Origin of the sequence: Streptomyces sp. RPT161, from assembly GCF_027533845.1 — a bacterium.
Taxonomy (GTDB): Bacteria; Actinomycetota; Actinomycetes; order Streptomycetales; family Streptomycetaceae; genus Streptantibioticus_A; species Streptantibioticus_A silvisoli_A.
In genome coordinates, this window is sequence record NZ_JAPZVN010000012.1 from 56747 (window position 1) to 75966 (window position 19220).

Genomic DNA, 19220 nt, shown 5'->3' on the forward strand with positions numbered 1-19220 from the left:
TTCGCCTACTTACCGGCGTGGATCGCGGAGCCGCCCCAACCGCTCCCTGTCCAGCCGCAGCTCGGCCCGCAGCAGTCGGGCCAACGGTCCGACGAGGCGGCGTGCCAGCACGTCCAACTCGGGGTCGCTCAGGGCCCGCGGGCCCGTCGGGGTCGGCCCCGCGTCGGGCTTCGGCGCGGACTGCCGAGGCGCTTGCGGCTTCGGGGCCGCTTGTGGCGGCGCGGGTTGCGCGGCGGGGCGTGGCCTGGTGGAGGCCTGCGGGGCGATCGGCGGTGGAGCGGTGGCCGTACGCGTGGGGCGTGTTGGGGCGGCGGTCTCCGCCGCGGCGTACCGGGACGGTGCGGGTACGGCGCGCGCCACGGGGAGGTGGGCGGCGGTGCGGCCGGACATGCTGGCCGTCTGCGCAGGGGCCGGGGGAGCCGCCTGGCCCGGCCAAGCGGCGGGCGGCCGTACGGCTGCGGGGTGCGGGGCCGGTGTGGGCGCGGCCGCTGCGGGGGCGGCTGCCAGGCGTGCGACCGGAATCGGGGCGTTGCGCCCGGCAGTCGCACTGCGCGCGGGGGCGGCAGGGTACGGCGCTACGGGCGAGGGGTGCGGGTTGTTGACGGGTGCGGGCACGGTCGTCCGGGGGGTGGCGGCAAGTCGCGCGATCGGGACCGGGGTACTGGCCGCACCGGGGTTGCTTGCCCCAGCGGGCGGCCGTACGGCCGAGGGGTGCGCGTTGAGGGCGGGGGTGGCGGCCAGGCGTGCGACCGGAGCCGGAGCGCTGGGTGCGGCGAGGGCACCGGCGGGGGACTGCAGTACGGCTGAGGGGTGCGCGTTGAGGGCGGGAGCGGGTGTGGTCGTCCCCGGGACGGTGGCGGCCAGACGCGCGATCGGGATCGCGGCGCCGGGTGCGGAAGGGGCGCTTGCCGAGGAAGCGGGTGTGGCCGGGGAGTGCGCGTTGAGGGCAGGCGTGGTCTCGGTCGTCCCGGGGGCGGCGGCAAGTCGCGCGACGGGAATCGCGCGATGGCCCGCGCCGGTGTTGCCTGCCGCGGGGGTTCGTGCGGCCGAGGGGTGCGGGGTGAGGGCGGGCGCGGGTGCGGTCGTTCCGGGGCCGCTGGCCCGACGTGCGACCGGAACCGGAGCGTTGGGCACGGCGGGGGCGGGCCCGCCGTTGGGTCCGGGCAGCGCGGACGGCGAGGCGGCTGAGGGGTGCGCGGCCGGTGTCCGGGCGGTCAGCCCGGGCGCAGTCACCCCGCTCACGTCTACGGGACCCGCGGCGGGCGGCAGGGTGCCTGCGGCCGATGGTGCGGTGGGCATGCCGGAGTGCTGGGGGACCGCCACGGGTGCGGCCGGGCTTCCACCAGCAGGGGGCAGCCCCCGTGGGGGAGCGCCGGACGTCGGCGCGCTGCGGATCTCCGTACGCGTGGGTGCGGCTGGGGCGGCGGCGTCGGGGGAGCGTCGCGGCGAAGCCGGTACCGGGACGGTCTGCACCGGGATGACCGGGCGGGCGGCGGCACCCGGAACCGCATTGGACCGTCCGGGAGTTGTCGGAGTCGCGGTCTGCAGCCACCTGCGAACAGGGGCGGTTGAGGCCGACCTCGGGGCCTCGACCGACCGCTGGACCTCCGGAGCCGGACGCTGCGAGCCGGCGCGCCGTGGCCGATCCGCGCGCACCGCGGGTGTGATGCCCACTGCCGGACTGGCACTTCCCCGCTTCGCCACCGAACCGCTCGGCGGATTCGGCACGTTGGAGAGGCCTGACTGTACGGTCCGCTCCGCCGCCGAGGACAACGGCACAGATTGGGACATCGGCGCCCTTCGCGCGTCCGCTGACGACGCGCCACCGTGCTGCGCGTCGCGTGTGCGCAGAACCGTGGTCGCCGTCGGAGACGCGGACACGGCTCCGACTTCCGCTTCCGCTTCGGGCGTGGCGGCGGCGCTCACGTGCGGTGCGGACGGCACAGGCCGACTGCTCGTTGCCGCAGGGGCCTCTTGGACACGCGCCGGAGCAGTCCCCGACTGCCCACCACGGTGGTCACGTTGAGCAGACGCGCCCACAGGAGCGGCACTCCCGGAGAATGGCTCAGGCTCATCAGGTGGGGTGGGCCCGGAGGCCGCCGCATCCGCCCTTTTCGCGACCGAGGGCCGTCCGCCCTCCGGTGCGGTCGTGGGCGGCAGTGTGTCAACTCGGCGCTGCACGGGCGCGCCCAGCCCGACCTTCTGGTTCGGACGCGGTCGCGCAGGGCGGGAAGGCGAAGCGGGCGCGGGCGCCGCCGAAGCGCCCCCCGAAAGCCGACGCGCCCCCGGAGGGACCGCACCCAGCGGCGCACCCAGAGCGGCACGCGTCGCAACCCCCGGCGCCTGAGCCGAAGCAGGACCGGTCGGGACCTCCGCTCCCGCCTTGGACGCGGGCGTCTTGATGCGCACCGGGGCCGACCGCTCGGAAACCGCCTCAGCGACGGGGGCCGCCTCGGCGACGGGAGCCGCCGGAGCGGAAGCCCTCCCGCCGGGCGGGGTTGGCATGGCGGGCGTCGGGGGAGTGGGCACCGTCCTTTCAGAGGCGGGCGGCGCGGCGGGCGCCACCGGAGTGGGCACCGCCCCTTCAGGAGTGGGCACCGCCGGAGTGGGCACCGCCGCTTCAGCAGCGGACGCCGCCTTACCGGACGTCGACCCGGCGGGCGCGGGCGCCGCCTGCACGGGCGCCGTCCCTTCGGGCGTGGGCCGCGCACCGGGCGCCGCCGGACCGGGAACCGTCTCTTCCGGCGCGGTTGGCGCGGCGGGTGCCCCCAGGCCGGAGGCGGCCGTGCCGGGGACCGGGAGAACGGTGGACGCCCGAGGGCGGGACACCGCCCGCACCCGTACCGCGGGCGTCGACCGCGTGGCGGTTGCCGCGGACTCCGCCCACCCGTCCGCCCCCGGCGGCTCCCGCCGGGCTACCGGTAGCAGTGGGACCGCCGGGCTGTGGCCCGGGAGCCGTTCACCGGACTGCGGAACAGCACGCAGCAGCCCGTGCACCACCCCGGCTGGCGCCACGGGTGAGACGAGGTGCGTCAACCCGCTTGAGAACGACGGGTTTTGCCAGGCGGTCAACGAGTCGCCGAAATCGGCGCGCGCGCCGACCGCCGTCAGTCCGGCACGCGGCGCGGGCGGTGGCACCTGCCGCCACTCCGCACGGGCAGACGCGGCGGGCGGCGCCGGTTCGGGGGTCACCGCCCCGCGCGCCACCGCCCCGCGCGCACGCCGAAGTCCGGGGAACCGCATCTCATGCCCCCCGTTCAGCACGGTCCACGAGCGCGGCGATCTCGCTCACCCAGCGCTGCCGGTCGCGGTGCTCCATGTCCAGGATGGTGTCCAGACCCCAGTGGAAGTGGTAGGCGATGTACGCGGCCTCCTCGTGCAGTTGGTCGGCCGCGTACGTCACGATTCCCCCAGGCGGCTCCCGCCGATCTCCACTTCGAAGGTGTCCTTGCAGTTCGGGCAGCTGACCGCCGCCCTGGTGTGGCCCTCGGAGTTGATCTGCCGGTAGAAGTCCTGCAGGAAGGCCAGGTCCGAGGCGAACATCTCCTCCACCACGCCGTCGTGCACCACGGGGAGCGTGCCCAGCCGGGTGATCACCCGGCCGAGCAGGACCACCGACAGATACGCCGAGTTCTCCTGCACGCGCACGTCGCGCAGGGGGACGAGTTCGTCCCGCGCGGTCGCGAGCCGCATGGTGCCGTGCCTGTGTACGGTGCCGGACTCGTCGACGTAGCCGCGCGGGAGCTCGAAGTCGAACTCGGTGCGCAGCGCTCGCGGTTCCGACTCCCGTGCAGGCACCGAGGCCTCGGGTTCCGGCGCGGGCGCCGGAACCTTGGCCTCAGCGCGCCCGGCGATCTGACGGCGCATTACTCAATGACCAGTTCTTCGAAGGTGATGGTCACGGTCTCGGTCAGCGCCGACGCCTCGCCCGCCTTCGCCGAGCTGGCGTCCACCTTCGAACACCAGGCGTTCCGCAGGTGGTACCGCTTGACCGGGTTGTTCATGTAGTCCATGAAGATGATGCTGGCGTTCTTGCGGGCGGCGCCCATGTTCCCCGCGATGGACTGGTTGATCCACTGCGAGAAGGACGCGCTCTGCGTGGCGCCGCGCACGACCGTGCACTGCCCGGCCTTCTTCACGCCCGGCAGCTTCTTGACGACCGGCTTTCCGGCCGCCGAGACCTGCTGGTACTCGATGACGTCCTGCTCGATCGACAGGCCTTCGACCGACTGCAGGTACTCGACCATCACGCCGTCGATCTGCAGTCCGAAATTGTGCGAGGTGAGGGCATCACCAGGCTGGAGAGACATGCTCCGTGGTCCTCGTTTCTAGTTTCCGGAAGGGATGGCCCGACGCGCCGGGCTACTCGTCCAACTCGCCCGCGCCGCTGGAGTGCTGGGCCATCCGGAAGACGACGAACTCGGCGGGCTTGACCGGTGCGATTCCGATCTCGCACACCACCCGTCCCAGGTCCACCGACTCCGGCGGGTTGGTCTCCGCGTCGCACTTGACGTAGAAGGCGTCCTCGGCGGTGGAGCCGAACAGGGCGCCGTTCCGCCACTCGTTGACCAGGAACGCCGAGATGTTACGCCGGATGCGCGACCACAGCGCCTCGTCGTTCGGTTCGAAGACCACCCACTGGGTGCCCAGGAGGATCGACTCCTCCAGGTAGTTGAAGTACCGCCGGACGTTGAGGTACCGCCAGGCCGGATCGGACGCGAGGGTGCGCGCGCCCCACACCCGGACGCCCCGCCCGGGGAAGGCGCGGATGCAGTTGACGCCGATCGGGTTCAGCAGGTCCTGCTCGCCGCGGGTGATCTGCAGCTCCAGGTCGACGGCGCCGCGCACCACCTCGTTGGCGGGTGCCTTGTGCACCCCGCGCTCGGAGTCGTTGCGGGACCAGATGCCCGCCATGTGCCCGCTCGGCGGGACCATTACGGCGCGGCCCACGGACGGGTCGAAGACCTTGACCCACGGGTAGTAGAGGGCGGCGAACTTGGAGTCGTAACCAGCGGTGTCCTGCCGCCACACCCGCACCTGACGGGCGTTGAGCCCGGGCAGCGGGTCGAGGATCGCCATCCGGTCGCCCATCTGCTCGCAGTGCGCGATCAGACCCAACTGAACGGCCTTGACGGCCTCGTGGTCCAGCGCGCCCGCCTGGTGGGCGGCCATCAGGTCGGGGACCGCGACCATGGTGATCTCGTCCACGGCCTCCAACCCGCCGAAGCCGGTGCGGTCCGCGGAGTCGCCCAGGTACTGCTGGGGGGTGAGCCGACCGTCGGCCGGTGCTTTGCCCCGGGACGGTGCCGGCGCGGCGGGGGCGGGCAGCGGCAGGGCCACGGCCTGGTTCTCCGGGCGGGCCAACTGCCCGGCCGGTACGGCCTCTTCGACGGTGATGAGCCGGGACTTCTCCTTGACCTGGGTGACCACGTAGGCGCGCGAGCCGCGCTTGGCGGTGACGTCCAGCGTCTCCTTGACCTGGTCCCCGGTCTTCACCAGCAGCCGGAACCGGTCGGCGGGGCCGTCGCCCTCGGCGTCGGTGACCTCGACGGTGACCGGACCGTCGGCCTCCGCCGCGGCGGGCAGCGCCGCCACCCGGAATCCGCCGAGCGCCTGCGGCTCACCGGCGGTCAGCGCGGCCGGGGCGCCGGTCGCACCGTCCGAGGCGGCCCCGGTGTCCGGCGAGGCGCCGAAGGTGCCCTCGACGTTGCCTCCGACGCGCACCACGTAGCAGGCCGTGCCGCCGTTGTTGAAGAAGCCGTACACGGCATGCGCGAGGTAGTAGCCGGCGGTGAAGTCGCCGAACGCGGCTGTGTACTGGCTCCAGTTGGTGACCAGGGTCGGCTCGTTGAGCGGCCCTTCCGGGGCCAGCCCGACGAAGGCGCCGACTGCGGTGCCCACTCCCTCTATCGGGCGCGAGCCGCTGGCCACCTCCTCCACATAGACCCCGGGCGACAGGTACGACGGCATTGGCTGGGTACTCCTCGCAGTACAGGAACGACTGGCAGCGTCCGCCATGTTGCCGCCGCGCGCGCGGCCGCGGCATGTCCGCCCGGCCCGTCCTGTGGGCACCCCGCAGGGCCTCCCCGGGCAGCGCGCGACGAACCCGAACGCTCATCGCGGCCCGAGGCGGGGGGAGAACCCAGGCCACCTGTCCACCATGCCGTTGCCACGCGCCCGCCAGCAGCCGCGCTAGGGCAGCCGCGAGGGCAGCGGATGCTGCCCGAACGGCCGCCATGGAGCCAACCGGGCAGCTCACACTGCCCGTAAGGCTTCCCCCGCGCCCGCTGTGCACCTTCCGGGACCGCCCTAGGCTGTGCCGGTGAGCACCTGGGCGAGCCTTGAACCCGCGGCGACCACCGTCGATCCCGGCAGCAGCACCACCGTGCGGCTGCGCATCCGCAACACCAGCGACGTGGTCGAGGAGTACCGCGTCAACCCCGTCGGCGACCTCGCCCCCCACATCCGGGTCGAACCCTCTGTGCTGCGGCTGTATCCGGGCACCACCGGAACCGCCGAGGTGACCCTCAGCCCGCCGCGCACCCCCGACGTGCCCGCCGGGCCCAATCCGTTCGCCCTGGAGATCACCCCGGCCGAGCACCCGGACCAAGTCGCCGTCCCCGAGGGCAACCTGACGGTCACCCCCTTCCACGAGGTGCGCGCCGAACTGGTGCCCGGCAGTGTCCGAGGGCGGTGGCGCGGGCGTCCCCAGCTGGCCGTCGACAACCTGGGCAACACCGAGGTCACGGCCTCGCTGCGCGGCCACGACCAGGCTTCGGACCTGCGCTACGACATGCGCCCCAACACCGTGCAGATCCCGCCGGGCCGGGCCCGGTTCGTGCGGCTGGGGCTGCGCCCCTCCCGCTTCCTGTGGGCCGGGCGCGAGCAGAAGCACGACTACACGGTGGACGTCCAGCGCGCCGGTGCCAAGCCCGTCGCCGCGCAGGGCCAGTACGTCCAGCCCGCACTGTTCGCCGGGTGGTTGTCGCGGCTGCTGATGCTCCTGGTGATGCTGCTGGTCGCCTTCATCGTGCTCTGGTTCACCTTCCGGCCCTCGATCAGCACGGCGGCCTCCCCGCAGCCGAACAACTCCCCGGCGGGCGCGGTGGTCGCCCCGAGCAATTCCGTACCGCCCCCGCCCTCCCCGACCCCGCAGAAGTCGCCGGACGGCAACCAGAACGGTGCCGCGCCCTCGCCCCGCGTGCCGAGCAACCCCAACGCCGCCAGGGGGCAGCACGCGGACGAGCGTCAGGTGACCCTGGAGAGCGGCCAGAACCTGTATCTGGTGACCGGCCGGGAGCCGATGGGCGACGGTTCGGCCTTCCTGACCGCGCCCTGGGACTCCCAGTCCTGGAGCAACACCTACTACAGCGTCTTCCGCTATCCCGACAACTCCGTCGGCATCGAGGTGCTGCGCCGCCCCGGCAGCGTCATGGAGGAGCAGCCCAACCCGAACATGCAGCCACTCCACGACATCCAGCTCTCCAACGGGGTGCAGGACCTCAAGAACGGAAACATCAACAGCGCACAGCGCTGGAACCTGGTTCCGGTGGGCGGCGGCTACTTCCAGATCGTCAACCAGAAGACCGGCGACTGCCTCACCGACGACACCTCGCTGCCGGTCAACCCCGACGCCGCCGGTTTCGCCGCCGGGCGTCCCTGCGCGAACGGCGTCACCGACCAGCAGAGGTGGAAGTTCACCCCGGCGGGCAACTGAGCCACGCGCTCACCAGAACCTGGTGAGCGTGCCGGTCCCGATCCCGGCCGCCTCCGCCTCGTTCGAGGGCACCAGCCGTCCCGACTTGGCGTACTCCCGGCGGGCGCCCTCCAGCAGGTCGGCTGCCCCGACCGGACGGCCCGCCGCCGCGGCCAGATACGCGGCGGTCACCGCCGCCGACCGGATGGCGCCGCCCGCCAGCTCGAACTCCCGGGCCAGGAATCCGACTTGAACGTCTTCGGCGACCGGCAGCGGCGGGCGCAGACAGTGCTCCCACAGGGCGCGCCGCTGTTCCTCGTCCGGGAACGGGAAGTCCACCACGACGTCGAACCGCCGGGTGAACGCCTCGTCGATGTTGCCGCGCAGGTTGGTGGTCAGCACCGCGACCCCGTCGAAGGCCTCCAACCGCTGGAGCAGGTAGGCGCTCTCCAGGTTTGCGTACCGGTCGTGGCTGTCCTTGACCTCCGAGCGTTTGCCGAACACCGCGTCCGCCTCGTCGAAGAGGAGGACCGCGTTGACCGCGTCCGCCTGCGCGAAGATCCGTTCCAGGTTCTTCTCCGTCTCACCGACGTACTTGTCCACCACCGCGGACAGCTCCACCACGTACAGATCGAGGCCGAGCGCCCCGGCGACCACCTCGGCGGCGAGGGTCTTGCCGGTGCCGGACTCTCCGGCGAAGACCGCGATCACCCCGCTGCCCCGGCCCCCGCCGCGCCGCATGCCCCAGCCGCGCAGCACCTGTTCCCGGTGGCGGGCGCGGTGCACCAACTCCTCGATGCGGCGCAGCGGTTCGGCGGGCAGCACCAGGTCCGGCAGGCCGACCGCGGGCCGCACCCGCCGGGCGTGCCGCTCCAGACCGACGGCGTTCTGCGAGCGGGCGGCCTGGTGCAGGTGCTCCGGTCTCAGCGGCTCGGCGCGAACGGCGGCGAGGTCGAGCGCGGTGCGCGCGGCCCGGTCGATCTGGTCGGGCGACAGCCGGTAGGCGCCCGCCTCCTCGGCGGGGTCGAAACCGGCGGCGGGCAGCGCCTTCTGCCACAACTCGGCAGACGGCACAGCCGAGTTCTCCGCTTCCTCCGCCGCGTCGAGCGCAAGCAGGTGGGCGCGGGTCCACACGGGGTCGAGCGGCGCCGCCGCGAACAGCACCTGCGGTACGGCCACCGCCCCTGACACGGGCGGCAGTTCGGCCACCGCCCGTACCCAGTCGGCCTCCGCGCCGGTGGGCAGCGGTCCGACGAGCAGTACGGCGTCCCACAGCCGCGCCTCCCGCACCGCGTCCGCCACCGCCTCGCCGTGGGCGTGCGGTGCGGGGTCCACCCTTGCCGGATCGAGGTGCAGCAGCGGTTGGCCGAGACCGGCGCAGGCTCGGGCGGCGCTCGCGGGATGGTCCTGGCCGCGCGGGCAGCGCAGATACACCGGCCGGGCCGGTTCGCGGCGCAGCGCGGCGCCGACCACGGTCGGCGCCGCGCCCTCCGTTGACTGCATCGTGGAGACCGCCCCACCCGCAACGGTTCGAAGGGCACCGTCCCCGTCGAGCAGGTACGCGGTCACTCGGTCCGGAACTCGCAACTCCCGTTCGAGGAAAGGCCGTTCCGGCTGCTCCAGCAACAGGAGCCGGCCGTCGGCAAGTGGCGCTCCGGGCAGCAGCCGGGCCCGGGCGGTTCCGCAGAGCGTGGAGCGTCCACACAGGTCGAGGGCGAGCCCCACGGTCGCCCGGCGCTTGCCGACGTCGTCGTTGAGGTACCCGTACAGCGGGGCGAAGCGGCGGTCCAGGTCGGGGGCCAGGGCCACGAGCAGCAGCGCGCGGTCCAGGGCGTCCAGCCCGAAGCGCGTGCACAGCAGGTCCCATCGCGGATGGCTGTTGGTCTCGGCGATCGACGCCGCGTGGTCCCGGGGTGCCGCTTCGGCCGGCCCAGGTCGGGCCAGGAGCTGATCGGCGGCCTCGGGGGAGAGGTAGAGACCGCGCAACGGGTCGTGCGCGGTCGGGTCGTCCGCGGAGAGTTCGGCCACCCGGGAGGCGACCGCCTGCCGCAGCTCCTCCAGCAGCCCGGCCAGCACCTGCGTATCGCTCACCTGCCCTCCACCGGCAGCTCGTGCGCGGCCCGCGGCGCCCGACGCGGCGCGTCGACCACGGCGCCGTCCGTCGAACGCGCCCGGACCTCAAGCTCTGTGACGGCGGGCGGGACGTCGTACTCCGGCCCGACCGCGAAGGGTGCGGTCACCACCACGTCGAGCGAGGGTTTGAGCTGGCCGCCGAGCGCGGTCCACAACTCGGAGAGCGGCCGGTCCCGATCACCGCGCATGGCCACCGCCAGCGGCACGGCCAACCCCGTTCCCCGCAGGTGCTGCCCGAGGAGGTCCTCGGGCAGCACCTCGGTCCGGATGAGGCAGGCCAACACCGCGGACAGCAGCCGGTGTTCGTCCTCGGCCCGTGCGGTCCACGCGGTCACCAGGTAGCAGAGCCGGTACCAGCGCGGCGGCTGCCGACGCCGTGTCACCGCGCCGCGCTCGTCACGCAACGCCACGGCCCCGCGCTCCCGCCGGGCCAGGTCCTCGTGCACGTCGTAGAGGTAGGCGTTGACGGTGGGGGCGGTGTGCCTGGCCGCCCATTCCCTGGTCGGCGCCTCCAGGGCCACCTCGACGCCGCTGTCCCGTAGCGCGCCTTCGGAGATGACTGCGCGCAAAGCGGCGTCCACCTCGTGGATCACTCGTACTCCTCCCGATGCCTTCCCTGGTGGCCCGTCAGCCGTCAGATGAATCCCTCGCGCAGCGCGTACGCCACGGCGTGCGCCCGGTTGCGCAGCTGCAGACGGCCCATCAGGCCCTGCAGGATGTTCTTGATGGTGCGTTCCGAGTAGGAGAGCTTCGCCGCGATCTCCCCGGTGTCCAGACCGTCGGCGATCAGGCGCAGCACGTCCAACTCGCGCTCAGACACCCCGCCGTAGCCGAGCCCCTGCGGCTGGAGCAGGCCACGCTGCATCCGGCCGACCTGCACCAGCAGCCTCCCCAGCAGGTCCGAAGGTATGGCACCGTCGCCACGGTGCGCGCCCTGGACCGCGGCCAGCAGCGCGGAGGAGGTCGCCTCCCGGCGCCACAGCACGGTGCTGACTCCGCATTCGATGACGCGCAGCAGTTCCGCCTCGCGCATCCGGGAGACCACCAGTACCAGTCGCGCGTCGTGTCCGCGCATCAGCTTCCTGCACCGCCCGGTCAGCGCCTCGTCGACTTCCTCGGTGACAAGGATCACGACGGTCCCCGGAGCCACTAACTCGACGAGTTCGAGTTCGGGCTGCTCGCGGACCTTGGCGGCCGTACCTGCCGCCGATATGGGATCGTCCGCTTCCACCACTACGGGCACACGCTGCACCCGGCACCTCCAACCCGTGGCTTCAAGTGCAGCAATGGTAGGTAACTTTGTTTTTCGATCAATTGCGGTGGGTGTCTTTCGTTCCTAACCTGTGAAAGTACGGTCTCACTTCAGCCGCTCCGTCAATTCGGACATTCCCAAGCTGTCGGACAGCTTCTCCCACCCTCGGTGATCGGCGGCCACTCTGTGTATACGGCAACTGGTCCAAAGGGGAAGCGTTCGTTGCCCGTTAGTGCCCGTCGCGCCCGTACCCGCGGGGGCGAGCGGCCCGAACGGTCGTGCCCCGCGGTCACCCGCAACCAGGGCGAGGACGGGATGCCCCGGCCAACGACCGGCCCGAGCTTGACGTTTCGGGTTTGGTTGTCAACCTCCGCGTATCCGCTCTGGGCGTCGACGCAGGGGCAGGCGGCGTCCTGTGAACGAGATCGGCCAGATCCCTACCTTGCGGTGCGACCGGGTCAGCCGTGCTCGTACTCCTGGTTCTCGCTCTCCTCGGTGAGCCAGGAGATGCCCCGGTGGAGGCTGGACGCTCCATCGGGCTGGAGGTGGGCGAGATCCTCCTGCTTGAGGTCGGCCAGGCCGGTCCTGGTCCGCGCGTACTCCTGAAGCACGTTCCACAGGGCGTAGGGCCCGGTGAGCATGGCGGCCCCGTCCTTCAGGGCGTCCTCGTCGGCGTCCGCGGTACGGCGGGCTGTGTGGTCGAGCATGCGGTCCATGACGGCCGAGCCCCGCTGCGCGGCGAAGAACTGGTTGCCGTACGCGCCGATGCCGTAGAGGTGCTCGGCCGCAGCGGCGGTGCGGTCGCCCTCCGTACGGTCCGGCCCGTCCACGAAGCCCGCGTCCCCCAGGGCGGCGGACCGGTTCTTCCGGTCCCGCAGATGCGGGCCGAGAACGGGCACGTCCGCCGCGCTCAGCCGCGGAACGTCATGGCCCAGGCGGACTCTGCCGACGCCGAGGTCGACGTCCGCGTAGACGCCGCCGTACCGGTGCAGGATGCTGTAGCGGGCCAGATCGGACGCCGTCGGGTACGCCCCCGCCTGTACTGCCCGCCGGTAGGCGCCCGCGACGCGCTGGTCCAGGGCGGTGGTGACGTCCTTCTTCTCGATCTCCCCGCGGTCCCACGGCTTCTTGCCGAACCAACCGCCCCAGTCGGTGGCGCCGTCGGTCCAAATCCAGATCTTCCAGCCGGAGTTGGCCGCGCAGTCGGCCCATTGGTGAATGTTGGCCAGGGCGGTCCGCCCCATCTTCCTGCCGATCCAGAAGAAGTGCACCAGCGGCGGGATGGGCTGCTTCTCCTGCGGGCCCAGGGAGGTGCTGGCCGCCTCCTCGATGGTCCGCCGAAAGCGCAGGGCGCGTTCGCGCCCGTGTTCCGGGTCGAGTTCGGGCAGCCGCCCGACGATCACCTTGGCCTGGTCGACCCGGCCCCTGGCGACCGCGTCGAGGAGGTAGGAGGTGATCACGCCGTCTTCCGCGAGGGCGCCGATGGGCTCGTTCGTGAAGGGGTGCGCGACGCCGAGTGCGGGCCCCTGCTCCTGACCGGCCGACCGGTCCCGCACGGCCGTGGCGCTCTCAGTGCGCTGGAGGGGGAGGGCGAGGGCGGCGGAGCCGCGGCGCAGCGAGCGGGTCACCGCCGCGTTGCCCGCGGCGCGTTGCAACAGGGCGAGGTGGGATGAGGCGGAGGCCACGGCGCCGCCTCGCCCGGACGCCTGGCGAGGCGGTACCGGGGAACGCCCGGCCCGCTCGTCGTGTCGTGCGTGCACGCCGGGCCGCCTCCCACAGAAGTCATCGCTGTGGGCAGCGTCCCGCACGCCCACGAGCGGTGGAATGCCGGCGCGGACACACACCGGGTCCGCCCTCAGTGCCCTTTCGTCCCACCGGGACGCGACCCGATTTGCCCGGCGCGCCGCTAACCGCCGTGAAGAGGGGCGAAGACAGGATCCGCAAGGTGCATGCCGGGTACACCTGGTACTGATTCCGCGGACCTGCCGCCCCAACGACCCGCATGGAAAACGCCGTTATCGCTTTTCATCTCCGGAGTGACACGGTCCCTGCGTCAAATCCTCGCCTGATCTTCACGGAATTCACAATCAAGCCGGAAGGTGGGCCGCGCCGCCGACACGTACGGCGTCCACCACGGCTCGGTGGACCGCGGCAAGCCCGCCCGCGGTGATGCGGGCCGGGCTGCCTTCCAGCTCGTACCACTCGTCGGCCCCGGTGTACTGGATGCGGACGCGGGCCGTGCCGTCTCCCTGGTCCGCGGTGGCGACGGTGAGATCGCCTGTGATGACGCCGACCTCATCGGTCATCGCTCCGCCCGGCCCTGCGGTGACCTCGCTGCGAAGTTCCGGTGGCATGGACGGCTCAGTCACAGGTGTTCAGCATCGCGATCAGCTTGTCCTTCTCGGGCTGGGTGACATCCAGCCCGTACAGGCTTTTGACGTGTGCCCAGGCCCGGGAGTAGGTGCACCAGTAGTCCTGGTTCGGCGGCGCCCACTGATCGGGGGACTGGTCGCCCTTGGACCGGTTCGAGCCCGCGGAGACGGCGATCAACTGCGGGTCGTCCAGGTCGTTGGCGAACGCCTTGCGCCGCTCGGTGGACCATGTGTCCGCACCGGAGCGCCATGCGTTGGCCAGCGGAACCATGTGGTCGATGTCGACCGTCGACGCCGAGTCCAGGGTCTTGTCGTCGTACGGGCTGTACCAGGTCCCGCTGACCGCCCGGCACTTCGCATCCTGGGTGACGCCCTGGCCGTCCCTCGACAGGACCACCTCGCGGGTGTCGCACTCCCCGTACTGCTTGATCCAGTGGGGGAACTTCGCCCGCGAGTACCCGGCCATCGAGCGCGGCGCCTTCACCTTGAGTGCGTCCAGCTCAGTACGGACGGTGTCCGCCGGCGGAGGCTCGGGCAGCACCAGGCGATGTGCGGCGGGCGGTGCGTAGGCCGCCGCCGGCGTTGCGGCGGCGGGGAGGAGAACGGCGGTCAGCCCCAAAGCGGCGGCCCATCGCCGCCATGTGCGAGATGTCAACATGCACCAAGGCATAACGGCGTACAAGCAGGCAAACTGCTTATTGGCCCATACGAGGGCGAGCCCGCGACCGCACGCCACCGACGATGACCGCCTCAGCACCGCCCACCGACCGCCGGCACGCCCAGGCCCGCGAGGGCGTCAGCGTCGGCGGCGTTCGAAGACGGCCAGTCGCAGCACGGTGAAGCGCACCACGGTCACCAGCGCGAACGCGGGAACCAGCACCAGGGCCTCCTGCGCGGGCGAGGCGCTGGGGCGGTAGTGACGGAAGAGCAGTACCGCACCAGAGGTGAACAGATAGGCCAGGACGAACAGGCCACCCGCCGCCAGATGCGCCCGGAGGGCACGGACCGCGGACCCGCGGAACGTCAGTCGGCGGTTGGCCTCCGTGTTGAGGGCGGTGATGACAAGAAGGGAGGCGAGATTGGCCAGCACCGGCGGCGACCAGTGCCGCAGCGCCCAGTACAGCAGCGCCTGCGCCACGGTGGAGGCGGCGCCGATCACGGCGAACCAGCCGACCTCCCTGGTCAGCCCGGCGCGCCGGAGCCGACCGGAGGTCGTGTGCCGTGTACCGGGGCGTCCCACCTGCCCATCATGAGCCCACCGCGTGAGGGTTCGCCGAGTCACACCGACCACCGGGTCGACCGTTCGGCGGCCGATATGCACCCGCACGCACGGCGGATGCGAACGGTCGACCGGCATCATGACCCCGCGAGTGACGGACCGGGGTGGAAGTCGGCCGCAACGCGCTCACCTGGACGGTGAATCAATGAGCGCCGTGCCGCCCGTTCACCTACGGCGCGATGCGGACCCTGGCGCCCAAGTGATGTGGGATACCCCGGGTGGCCCTACCGGCGGTGGTTTTGACACACTCTCGGTAGCAGTGTCAACACACATCAATCACGCCGCTTGGGAGGTCGCTGCCGTGGATGGCTTCGGCGAACGTCCGAACAGGCCGTCTGAGGTGACGCACACACACGCCCCGGGGCGTGGCCCGATCGGCGAGAGCCGAGGCGAACCGTCGTGAAGCGCTGGGACACCACGCGGCGCGACAGCCGCCGCTTCGTACGGGAGCTGGACCTGCCGCCGGCCGACAACATCCGGGAGCTGCTGCCCGCGGTGCAGGAACGGACGGGCTACTCGATCCGCATCGCGCCCGCCCCCGAGCTGGGCACCAGGTTCGGCCTGTGCGGCATGTGGATACGCACGACGGACGGCATTGACTACGTGTTCGTGCACGAGAAGACAAGCCGGGCCCACCAAGACCACATCATCGCGCACGAGTTGGCGCACATCCTGCGCGACCACCAGGACACCTCGGCGTTCCCGGCGGGGAAGCCCGTGGGCAGCCGACTGATCTCCAGCCTCGAACCAGCGGCCATCAAGATGATGCTGGGCCGCAGCGACTACGAGTACCAGGACGAGCGGGAGGCCGAGCTGATCGGCTCCTACCTCCAGCGCCACGTTCACCGCCCTCACCGTCCCGTCAGGGAGGGCGATCGCGTGGCCGAGACGTTGCTGAGGACCCGGAGGTAGGCGGTTCGTGCAGCAGTTCCTTCATCCTCTGTGCCTGACGCTGGCCATCGCGGGATTCCTCCTGCTGCTCTGGCCGCCGCGGTACCTGCGCCAGGACCTCGCACTGGCCGCGCTCGTCGGCGTCTACGGATTCTCCGCGCTCTCGTTCCTGGTGTCCCTGGAGCCGGTGTGGAGAGTTCTCGACGAAGTCACGGGTCGCCCCTCCACCGGCATTCTGGTGGCGTTCAGCTCCGTGGTCGCCCTGCTGGCCCTGCAACCGGTCGTCCTCGCGTACTGGGCACTGCCGCCGGACAAGGCCCGCAACCGGGCTCGCCTGTGCACCGGCGCGGGGGCAGTGGTCATCCTCGCCCTGACGGTGCTGTTCTTCCAGCTCACTCCTGCCGGCCGGACCACGCCACAGGGCTTCACCGCCAACTACATCCACACGGCCGTCTACCGGACGTACCTCACGCTCTATGTCGTCGTCTACGCCATCGGTGAGACCGTGCTCGCGGTGGGTTGCTGGCAGGCCGCCCGGCGTACGGGCCAGGTGTGGATCGCTCGTGGGCTGCGCATAGTCGGGGTCGGGGCGCTGCTGACCCTGGGCTACAGCGCTGTCCGACTCGCCGACGTCGGCGCCGCCCTGGCCCATGTGAGCCCGCCGCCCGCGGCGATCGAGAACTTCGCGTGGCTGTGTGCCGACGGTGGCACCACACTCACGTTGGTGGGATTCTTCGTACCGATCATGGCCGTGCACGTCGTCCCGCACGTTCGGACCTGGGCCCGTGCGAACAGCGACTACCAGTGCCTCGCGCCACTGTGGGAGGCACTGCACCACGCCGTGCCGACCGTCGCCCTCCAGCCCGCCCGCACTGCCGTCACGGCCCGCGTCCGCCTCTGGAACACCAGTTGGCATCTGTACCGTCGCGCCGTGGAGATCCGCGACGCGCAGTGCGCCCTGGAAAACCACCTTGAGGAGTCGGTACGCGACGAGGCCGAGCGGCGCCACCGCGCCGCCGGTCTCACCGGCACCGAACTGACCTCGGCCGTCACCGCCGACCAACTCCGTGCGGCGTTGGTGGCCTACCGCAGCGAGAAGTCCCCAAAGGCCCCGACCGAGTACGCCGACGCCGGTACCCGCGAGGACGTGTGCACCCCGCAGGACGACGTCCGCGCGCTTCTCCGTATCGCCGCACACTTCGAAACCCCCTTTACGGAACAGGAATCCGCAACGCATGGATCTGACGCGTCTGTCCGCCCGTGAGCAACTGCGCGCCCTGGAACGAGGAGAAGTCTCCAGTCGTGAACTGACCACCGCGCACCTGGAACGCATCGCCCGTCATCCGGAACACAACGCGGTCGTCACCGTCGACGCCGACGGCGCGCTGGCCGCGGCGGAGGCCTCGGACCAGCGACGCGCCAGCGGCGAGGCCGACGCGGCACTGCTCGGACTGCCCGTCACCGTCAAGGACTCCCTGGAGACCGAAGGGCTGCGCACCACCTGCGGAGCGGCGGAGCTGGCCGAGCACGTACCAGGCCGGGACGCTGACGCCGTGGCGCGGTTGCGCGCCGCGGGCGCGGTCATCCTCGGCAAGACCAACACACCACCGATGTGCCAGGACCTGCAGACCAGTAACCCGCTGTTCGGCACCACACCCAACCCACACGATCCGCGGCGCACGGCCGGGGGCTCCTCAGGCGGCCCGGCCGCGGCGGTGGCAACCCACCTCAGCCCCCTGGACGTCGGCAGCGACCTCGCGGGATCCCTGCGGTTGCCCGCACACTACTGCGGCGTGCACAGCCTGCGGCCCAGCTACGGAATCGTTCCCACCCGCGGCCACATCCCCCGCCCGCCCGGCTGGCTTTCCACGTCGGACATGCTCACCCTCGGCCCGCTCGCCCGCAGCGCGGCCGACCTCGACCTCGCCCTCGGCGTCCTGGCCGGCCCCTCACCCGACGACAGCCCCGCGTGGCGGCTGGAGTTGCCTGCCCCGCGCCACGAGCGGCTGCACCAATACCGCGTCGGCATCTGGGCCGACGACCCGTACTGCGCCGTGGACAGCGAGACCGGCGCCCTTCTTGAGCAGGTGGCCAAGGACCTGCACGACGCGGGCGCCCACGTCGACAACACCACGCGGCCCGTCACCATGGCCGACTCCGACCGCCTCTTCCAGACACTGATGTTCGCCAACTCGTCCGCCAGCGCTTCCCCGGAGGCGTTCGCGGCCGAAGTCGAGCTGGCCGACAAACTGGATCCAGAGGACCGGTCCCCCCAGACGATCTACCCACGAGCCCGCACCATGCGGTACCGGGACTGGCTGCACGCCAACGAGGAACGCCAGCGGCTGCGAAGGCGGTGGGCGGCCTACTTCGGCGACATCGACGTCCTGGTCACACCCGCGGCTCCGACGGCGGCGGTGCCCGACCAGACCGGCGTACCCGTACCCGAGCGCCACATCACCGTGGACGGCGAGCGCCGGAGCTACTGGCAGCAGACCACCTGGCTCAACATCGTCAGCCTGGTACACCTGCCCGCCGCCACCGTCCCGGTGGGGCGTACGGCTGAAGGCCTGCCGCTCTGCGTGCAACTCATCGGCCCCTACCTGGCAGACCGCACCGTCCTGCACCTCGCCGACCTGCTGACGGCGGAGCGTTCCTGACTTCCACCGCGGGACAGTGACCGACCCGACCTCCTGTGAGGTTGATCACCGGCATGCCACGTAGATGTGGGCAACCGCCCGGGTTTGCTGACGTCCGCCCGGGCGGCCGTGTGTGGTGCGCGAAAAAAACACGTCACACAACCTTCACTTGGCCCTACGATCTTGGCTTGCCGCACCGCGAGCCTCCCCCCACCACCGCGACGGCCTCTCATTCTGCATTTCTGACCCAGAAAGAGGTCTCCATGAAGTTCCGCCGCGCCTTGGTCACGGTCGCAACGACCGCGGCCATCGCCCCTGCCGCGCTGATGACGGCGCCGTCGGCCTTCGCCGCCAGCGCCGTGCCCTCGGCCAACGCCGACGTCGTGCCGTCGGCCGCGTCCGCCGGGCACCCGGCCACCACGTCGTCCGCGTCCGGTCTGTGCATGACCGGGAACCCGAAGTACCGGCCTGTTCTGCGCACCGCGCTCACGGGCCTTCCCAACAAGATCGCCGCAGGCAGCGGTTGGCACAATTTCACGCTGACCATCGACAACCCGTCGCAGTCCAGGTTCACCAACATCCACCTGTTCGCGGGCGTCAGCTCGACCTACGTCGGGTTCAAGGCGTTCCCGACCAGCCAGGTGTCGTTGCAGGCGTACTTCCCGAAGATCAAGCGGTGGGAGGACGTCACGGACACCGCGGGCCACACCGACGGCTACTTCGGTTGGGGCTGGCTCAGCGGGCACACCCACATCAACGTGCCGATGCGCATCAACGTCAAGAAGAACGCCCCGATCGGCAAGGCGTTGGCCCTCGGCGCCGGCCTCTACCAGGACGCGGCGCACAAGTGCACGGCGATCACCGCCGTCAACCACAAGATGCAGATAGTGGCCCCGGCACGGCACACCCGCTGACCGGGCACATCGGAGTAGGGTCCGCTCCCCGCCGGGGCGCGGAC

At 71.7% G+C, this 19220-nt stretch carries 17 protein-coding genes; 5 read left to right on the forward strand and 12 right to left on the reverse strand.

The window, feature by feature from the left end; genetic code table 11:
- Window positions 1-9: 9 nt before the first annotated feature.
- From O5O46_RS22800 to O5O46_RS22820, 5 genes are all read right to left on the reverse strand, one after another.
- Complete coding sequence (locus O5O46_RS22800) at window positions 10-1299, reverse strand: hypothetical protein (protein ID WP_269857401.1); 1290 nt, start codon at window positions 1297-1299, stop codon at window positions 10-12.
- Between the two features lie 1945 nt (window positions 1300-3244).
- Window positions 3245-3403, reverse strand: coding sequence for a DUF6760 family protein (locus O5O46_RS22805; protein ID WP_269857402.1), 159 nt, complete (start codon window positions 3401-3403; stop codon window positions 3245-3247).
- A complete protein-coding gene (locus O5O46_RS22810; RefSeq protein ID WP_269857403.1) occupies window positions 3400-3867 on the reverse strand; it encodes a hypothetical protein in 468 nt (155 codons plus the stop codon). The genes O5O46_RS22805 and O5O46_RS22810 overlap by 4 nt, the downstream gene beginning before the upstream one ends.
- Window positions 3867-4310: a phage tail protein gene (locus tag O5O46_RS22815; RefSeq protein WP_269857404.1), complete on the reverse strand. Its 444-nt coding sequence runs from the start codon at window positions 4308-4310 to the stop codon at window positions 3867-3869. The genes O5O46_RS22810 and O5O46_RS22815 overlap by 1 nt, the downstream gene beginning before the upstream one ends.
- 52 nt (window positions 4311-4362) lie before the next feature.
- A complete protein-coding gene (locus O5O46_RS22820) occupies window positions 4363-5970 on the reverse strand; it encodes a phage tail sheath family protein (protein WP_269857405.1) in 1608 nt (535 codons plus the stop codon).
- 352 nt (window positions 5971-6322) lie between these two features.
- Between O5O46_RS22820 and O5O46_RS22825 the strand changes: the two genes are divergently transcribed.
- Window positions 6323-7717, forward strand: a complete 1395-nt coding sequence (locus O5O46_RS22825) for an RICIN domain-containing protein (protein ID WP_269857406.1) — start codon at window positions 6323-6325, stop codon at window positions 7715-7717.
- Window positions 7718-7726: 9 nt separating this feature from the next.
- On the opposite strand, the gene O5O46_RS22830 is transcribed toward O5O46_RS22825, so the two are convergent.
- The 7 genes from O5O46_RS22830 to O5O46_RS22860 all read right to left on the reverse strand — a co-directional run bounded on the left by O5O46_RS22830 (window position 7727) and on the right by O5O46_RS22860 (window position 14693).
- Window positions 7727-9787 (reverse strand): ATP-binding protein, encoded by a 2061-nt coding sequence (locus O5O46_RS22830; RefSeq protein WP_269857407.1) that lies wholly within the window; start codon window positions 9785-9787, stop codon window positions 7727-7729.
- Window positions 9784-10422: a DUF4255 domain-containing protein gene (locus tag O5O46_RS22835; protein WP_269857408.1), complete on the reverse strand. Its 639-nt coding sequence runs from the start codon at window positions 10420-10422 to the stop codon at window positions 9784-9786. The genes O5O46_RS22830 and O5O46_RS22835 overlap by 4 nt, the downstream gene beginning before the upstream one ends.
- A 41-nt stretch (window positions 10423-10463) precedes the next feature.
- The gene (locus O5O46_RS22840) at window positions 10464-11081 is read right to left on the reverse strand and encodes a helix-turn-helix transcriptional regulator (RefSeq protein ID WP_333482421.1); all 618 of its coding nucleotides are present in this window, start codon (window positions 11079-11081) and stop codon (window positions 10464-10466) included.
- Between the two features lie 458 nt (window positions 11082-11539).
- On the reverse strand, window positions 11540-12766 hold the full coding sequence (locus O5O46_RS22845; RefSeq protein WP_269857409.1) for a glycosyltransferase: 1227 nt from the start codon (window positions 12764-12766) through the stop codon (window positions 11540-11542).
- A gap of 402 nt (window positions 12767-13168) precedes the next feature.
- The gene (locus O5O46_RS22850; protein WP_269857410.1) at window positions 13169-13435 is read right to left on the reverse strand and encodes a hypothetical protein; all 267 of its coding nucleotides are present in this window, start codon (window positions 13433-13435) and stop codon (window positions 13169-13171) included.
- A gap of 7 nt (window positions 13436-13442) precedes the next feature.
- On the reverse strand, window positions 13443-14111 hold the full coding sequence (locus tag O5O46_RS22855; RefSeq protein WP_269857411.1) for an HNH endonuclease family protein: 669 nt from the start codon (window positions 14109-14111) through the stop codon (window positions 13443-13445).
- A gap of 138 nt (window positions 14112-14249) precedes the next feature.
- Window positions 14250-14693, reverse strand: coding sequence for a GtrA family protein (locus O5O46_RS22860; RefSeq protein ID WP_269857412.1), 444 nt, complete (start codon window positions 14691-14693; stop codon window positions 14250-14252).
- Between the two features lie 438 nt (window positions 14694-15131).
- Between O5O46_RS22860 and O5O46_RS22865 the strand changes: the two genes are divergently transcribed.
- From O5O46_RS22865 to O5O46_RS22880, 4 genes are all read left to right on the forward strand, one after another.
- Window positions 15132-15644: a hypothetical protein gene (locus O5O46_RS22865; RefSeq protein WP_269857413.1), complete on the forward strand. Its 513-nt coding sequence runs from the start codon at window positions 15132-15134 to the stop codon at window positions 15642-15644.
- A gap of 7 nt (window positions 15645-15651) precedes the next feature.
- Window positions 15652-16887: an MAB_1171c family putative transporter gene (locus tag O5O46_RS22870; RefSeq protein ID WP_269857414.1), complete on the forward strand. Its 1236-nt coding sequence runs from the start codon at window positions 15652-15654 to the stop codon at window positions 16885-16887.
- Window positions 16859-18283, forward strand: coding sequence for an amidase (locus O5O46_RS22875; protein ID WP_269857415.1), 1425 nt, complete (start codon window positions 16859-16861; stop codon window positions 18281-18283). Before O5O46_RS22870 ends, O5O46_RS22875 begins: the two co-directional genes overlap by 29 nt.
- Window positions 18284-18525: 242 nt before the next feature.
- Window positions 18526-19176: a hypothetical protein gene (locus O5O46_RS22880; RefSeq protein WP_269857416.1), complete on the forward strand. Its 651-nt coding sequence runs from the start codon at window positions 18526-18528 to the stop codon at window positions 19174-19176.
- The last annotated feature ends 44 nt before the right edge of the window (window positions 19177-19220 follow it).

Excerpts from the sequence above, each read along its gene's own strand:
- O5O46_RS22815 (WP_269857404.1), bottom strand. The coding sequence starts at position 4,310 with ATGTCTCTCCAGCCTGGTGATGCCCTCACCTCGCACAATTTCGGACTG.
- O5O46_RS22850 (WP_269857410.1), bottom strand. The coding sequence starts at position 13,435 with ATGCCACCGGAACTTCGCAGCGAGGTCACCGCAGGGCCGGGCGGAGCG.
- O5O46_RS22855 (WP_269857411.1), bottom strand. The coding sequence starts at position 14,111 with ATGTTGACATCTCGCACATGGCGGCGATGGGCCGCCGCTTTGGGGCTG.
- O5O46_RS22875 (WP_269857415.1), top strand. The coding sequence starts at position 16,859 with ATGGATCTGACGCGTCTGTCCGCCCGTGAGCAACTGCGCGCCCTGGAA.
- O5O46_RS22880 (WP_269857416.1), top strand. The coding sequence starts at position 18,526 with ATGAAGTTCCGCCGCGCCTTGGTCACGGTCGCAACGACCGCGGCCATC.
- O5O46_RS22800 (WP_269857401.1), bottom strand. The coding sequence starts at position 1,299 with ATGCCCACCGCACCATCGGCCGCAGGCACCCTGCCGCCCGCCGCGGGT.
- O5O46_RS22820 (WP_269857405.1), bottom strand. The coding sequence starts at position 5,970 with ATGCCGTCGTACCTGTCGCCCGGGGTCTATGTGGAGGAGGTGGCCAGC.
- O5O46_RS22810 (WP_269857403.1), bottom strand. The coding sequence starts at position 3,867 with ATGCGCCGTCAGATCGCCGGGCGCGCTGAGGCCAAGGTTCCGGCGCCC.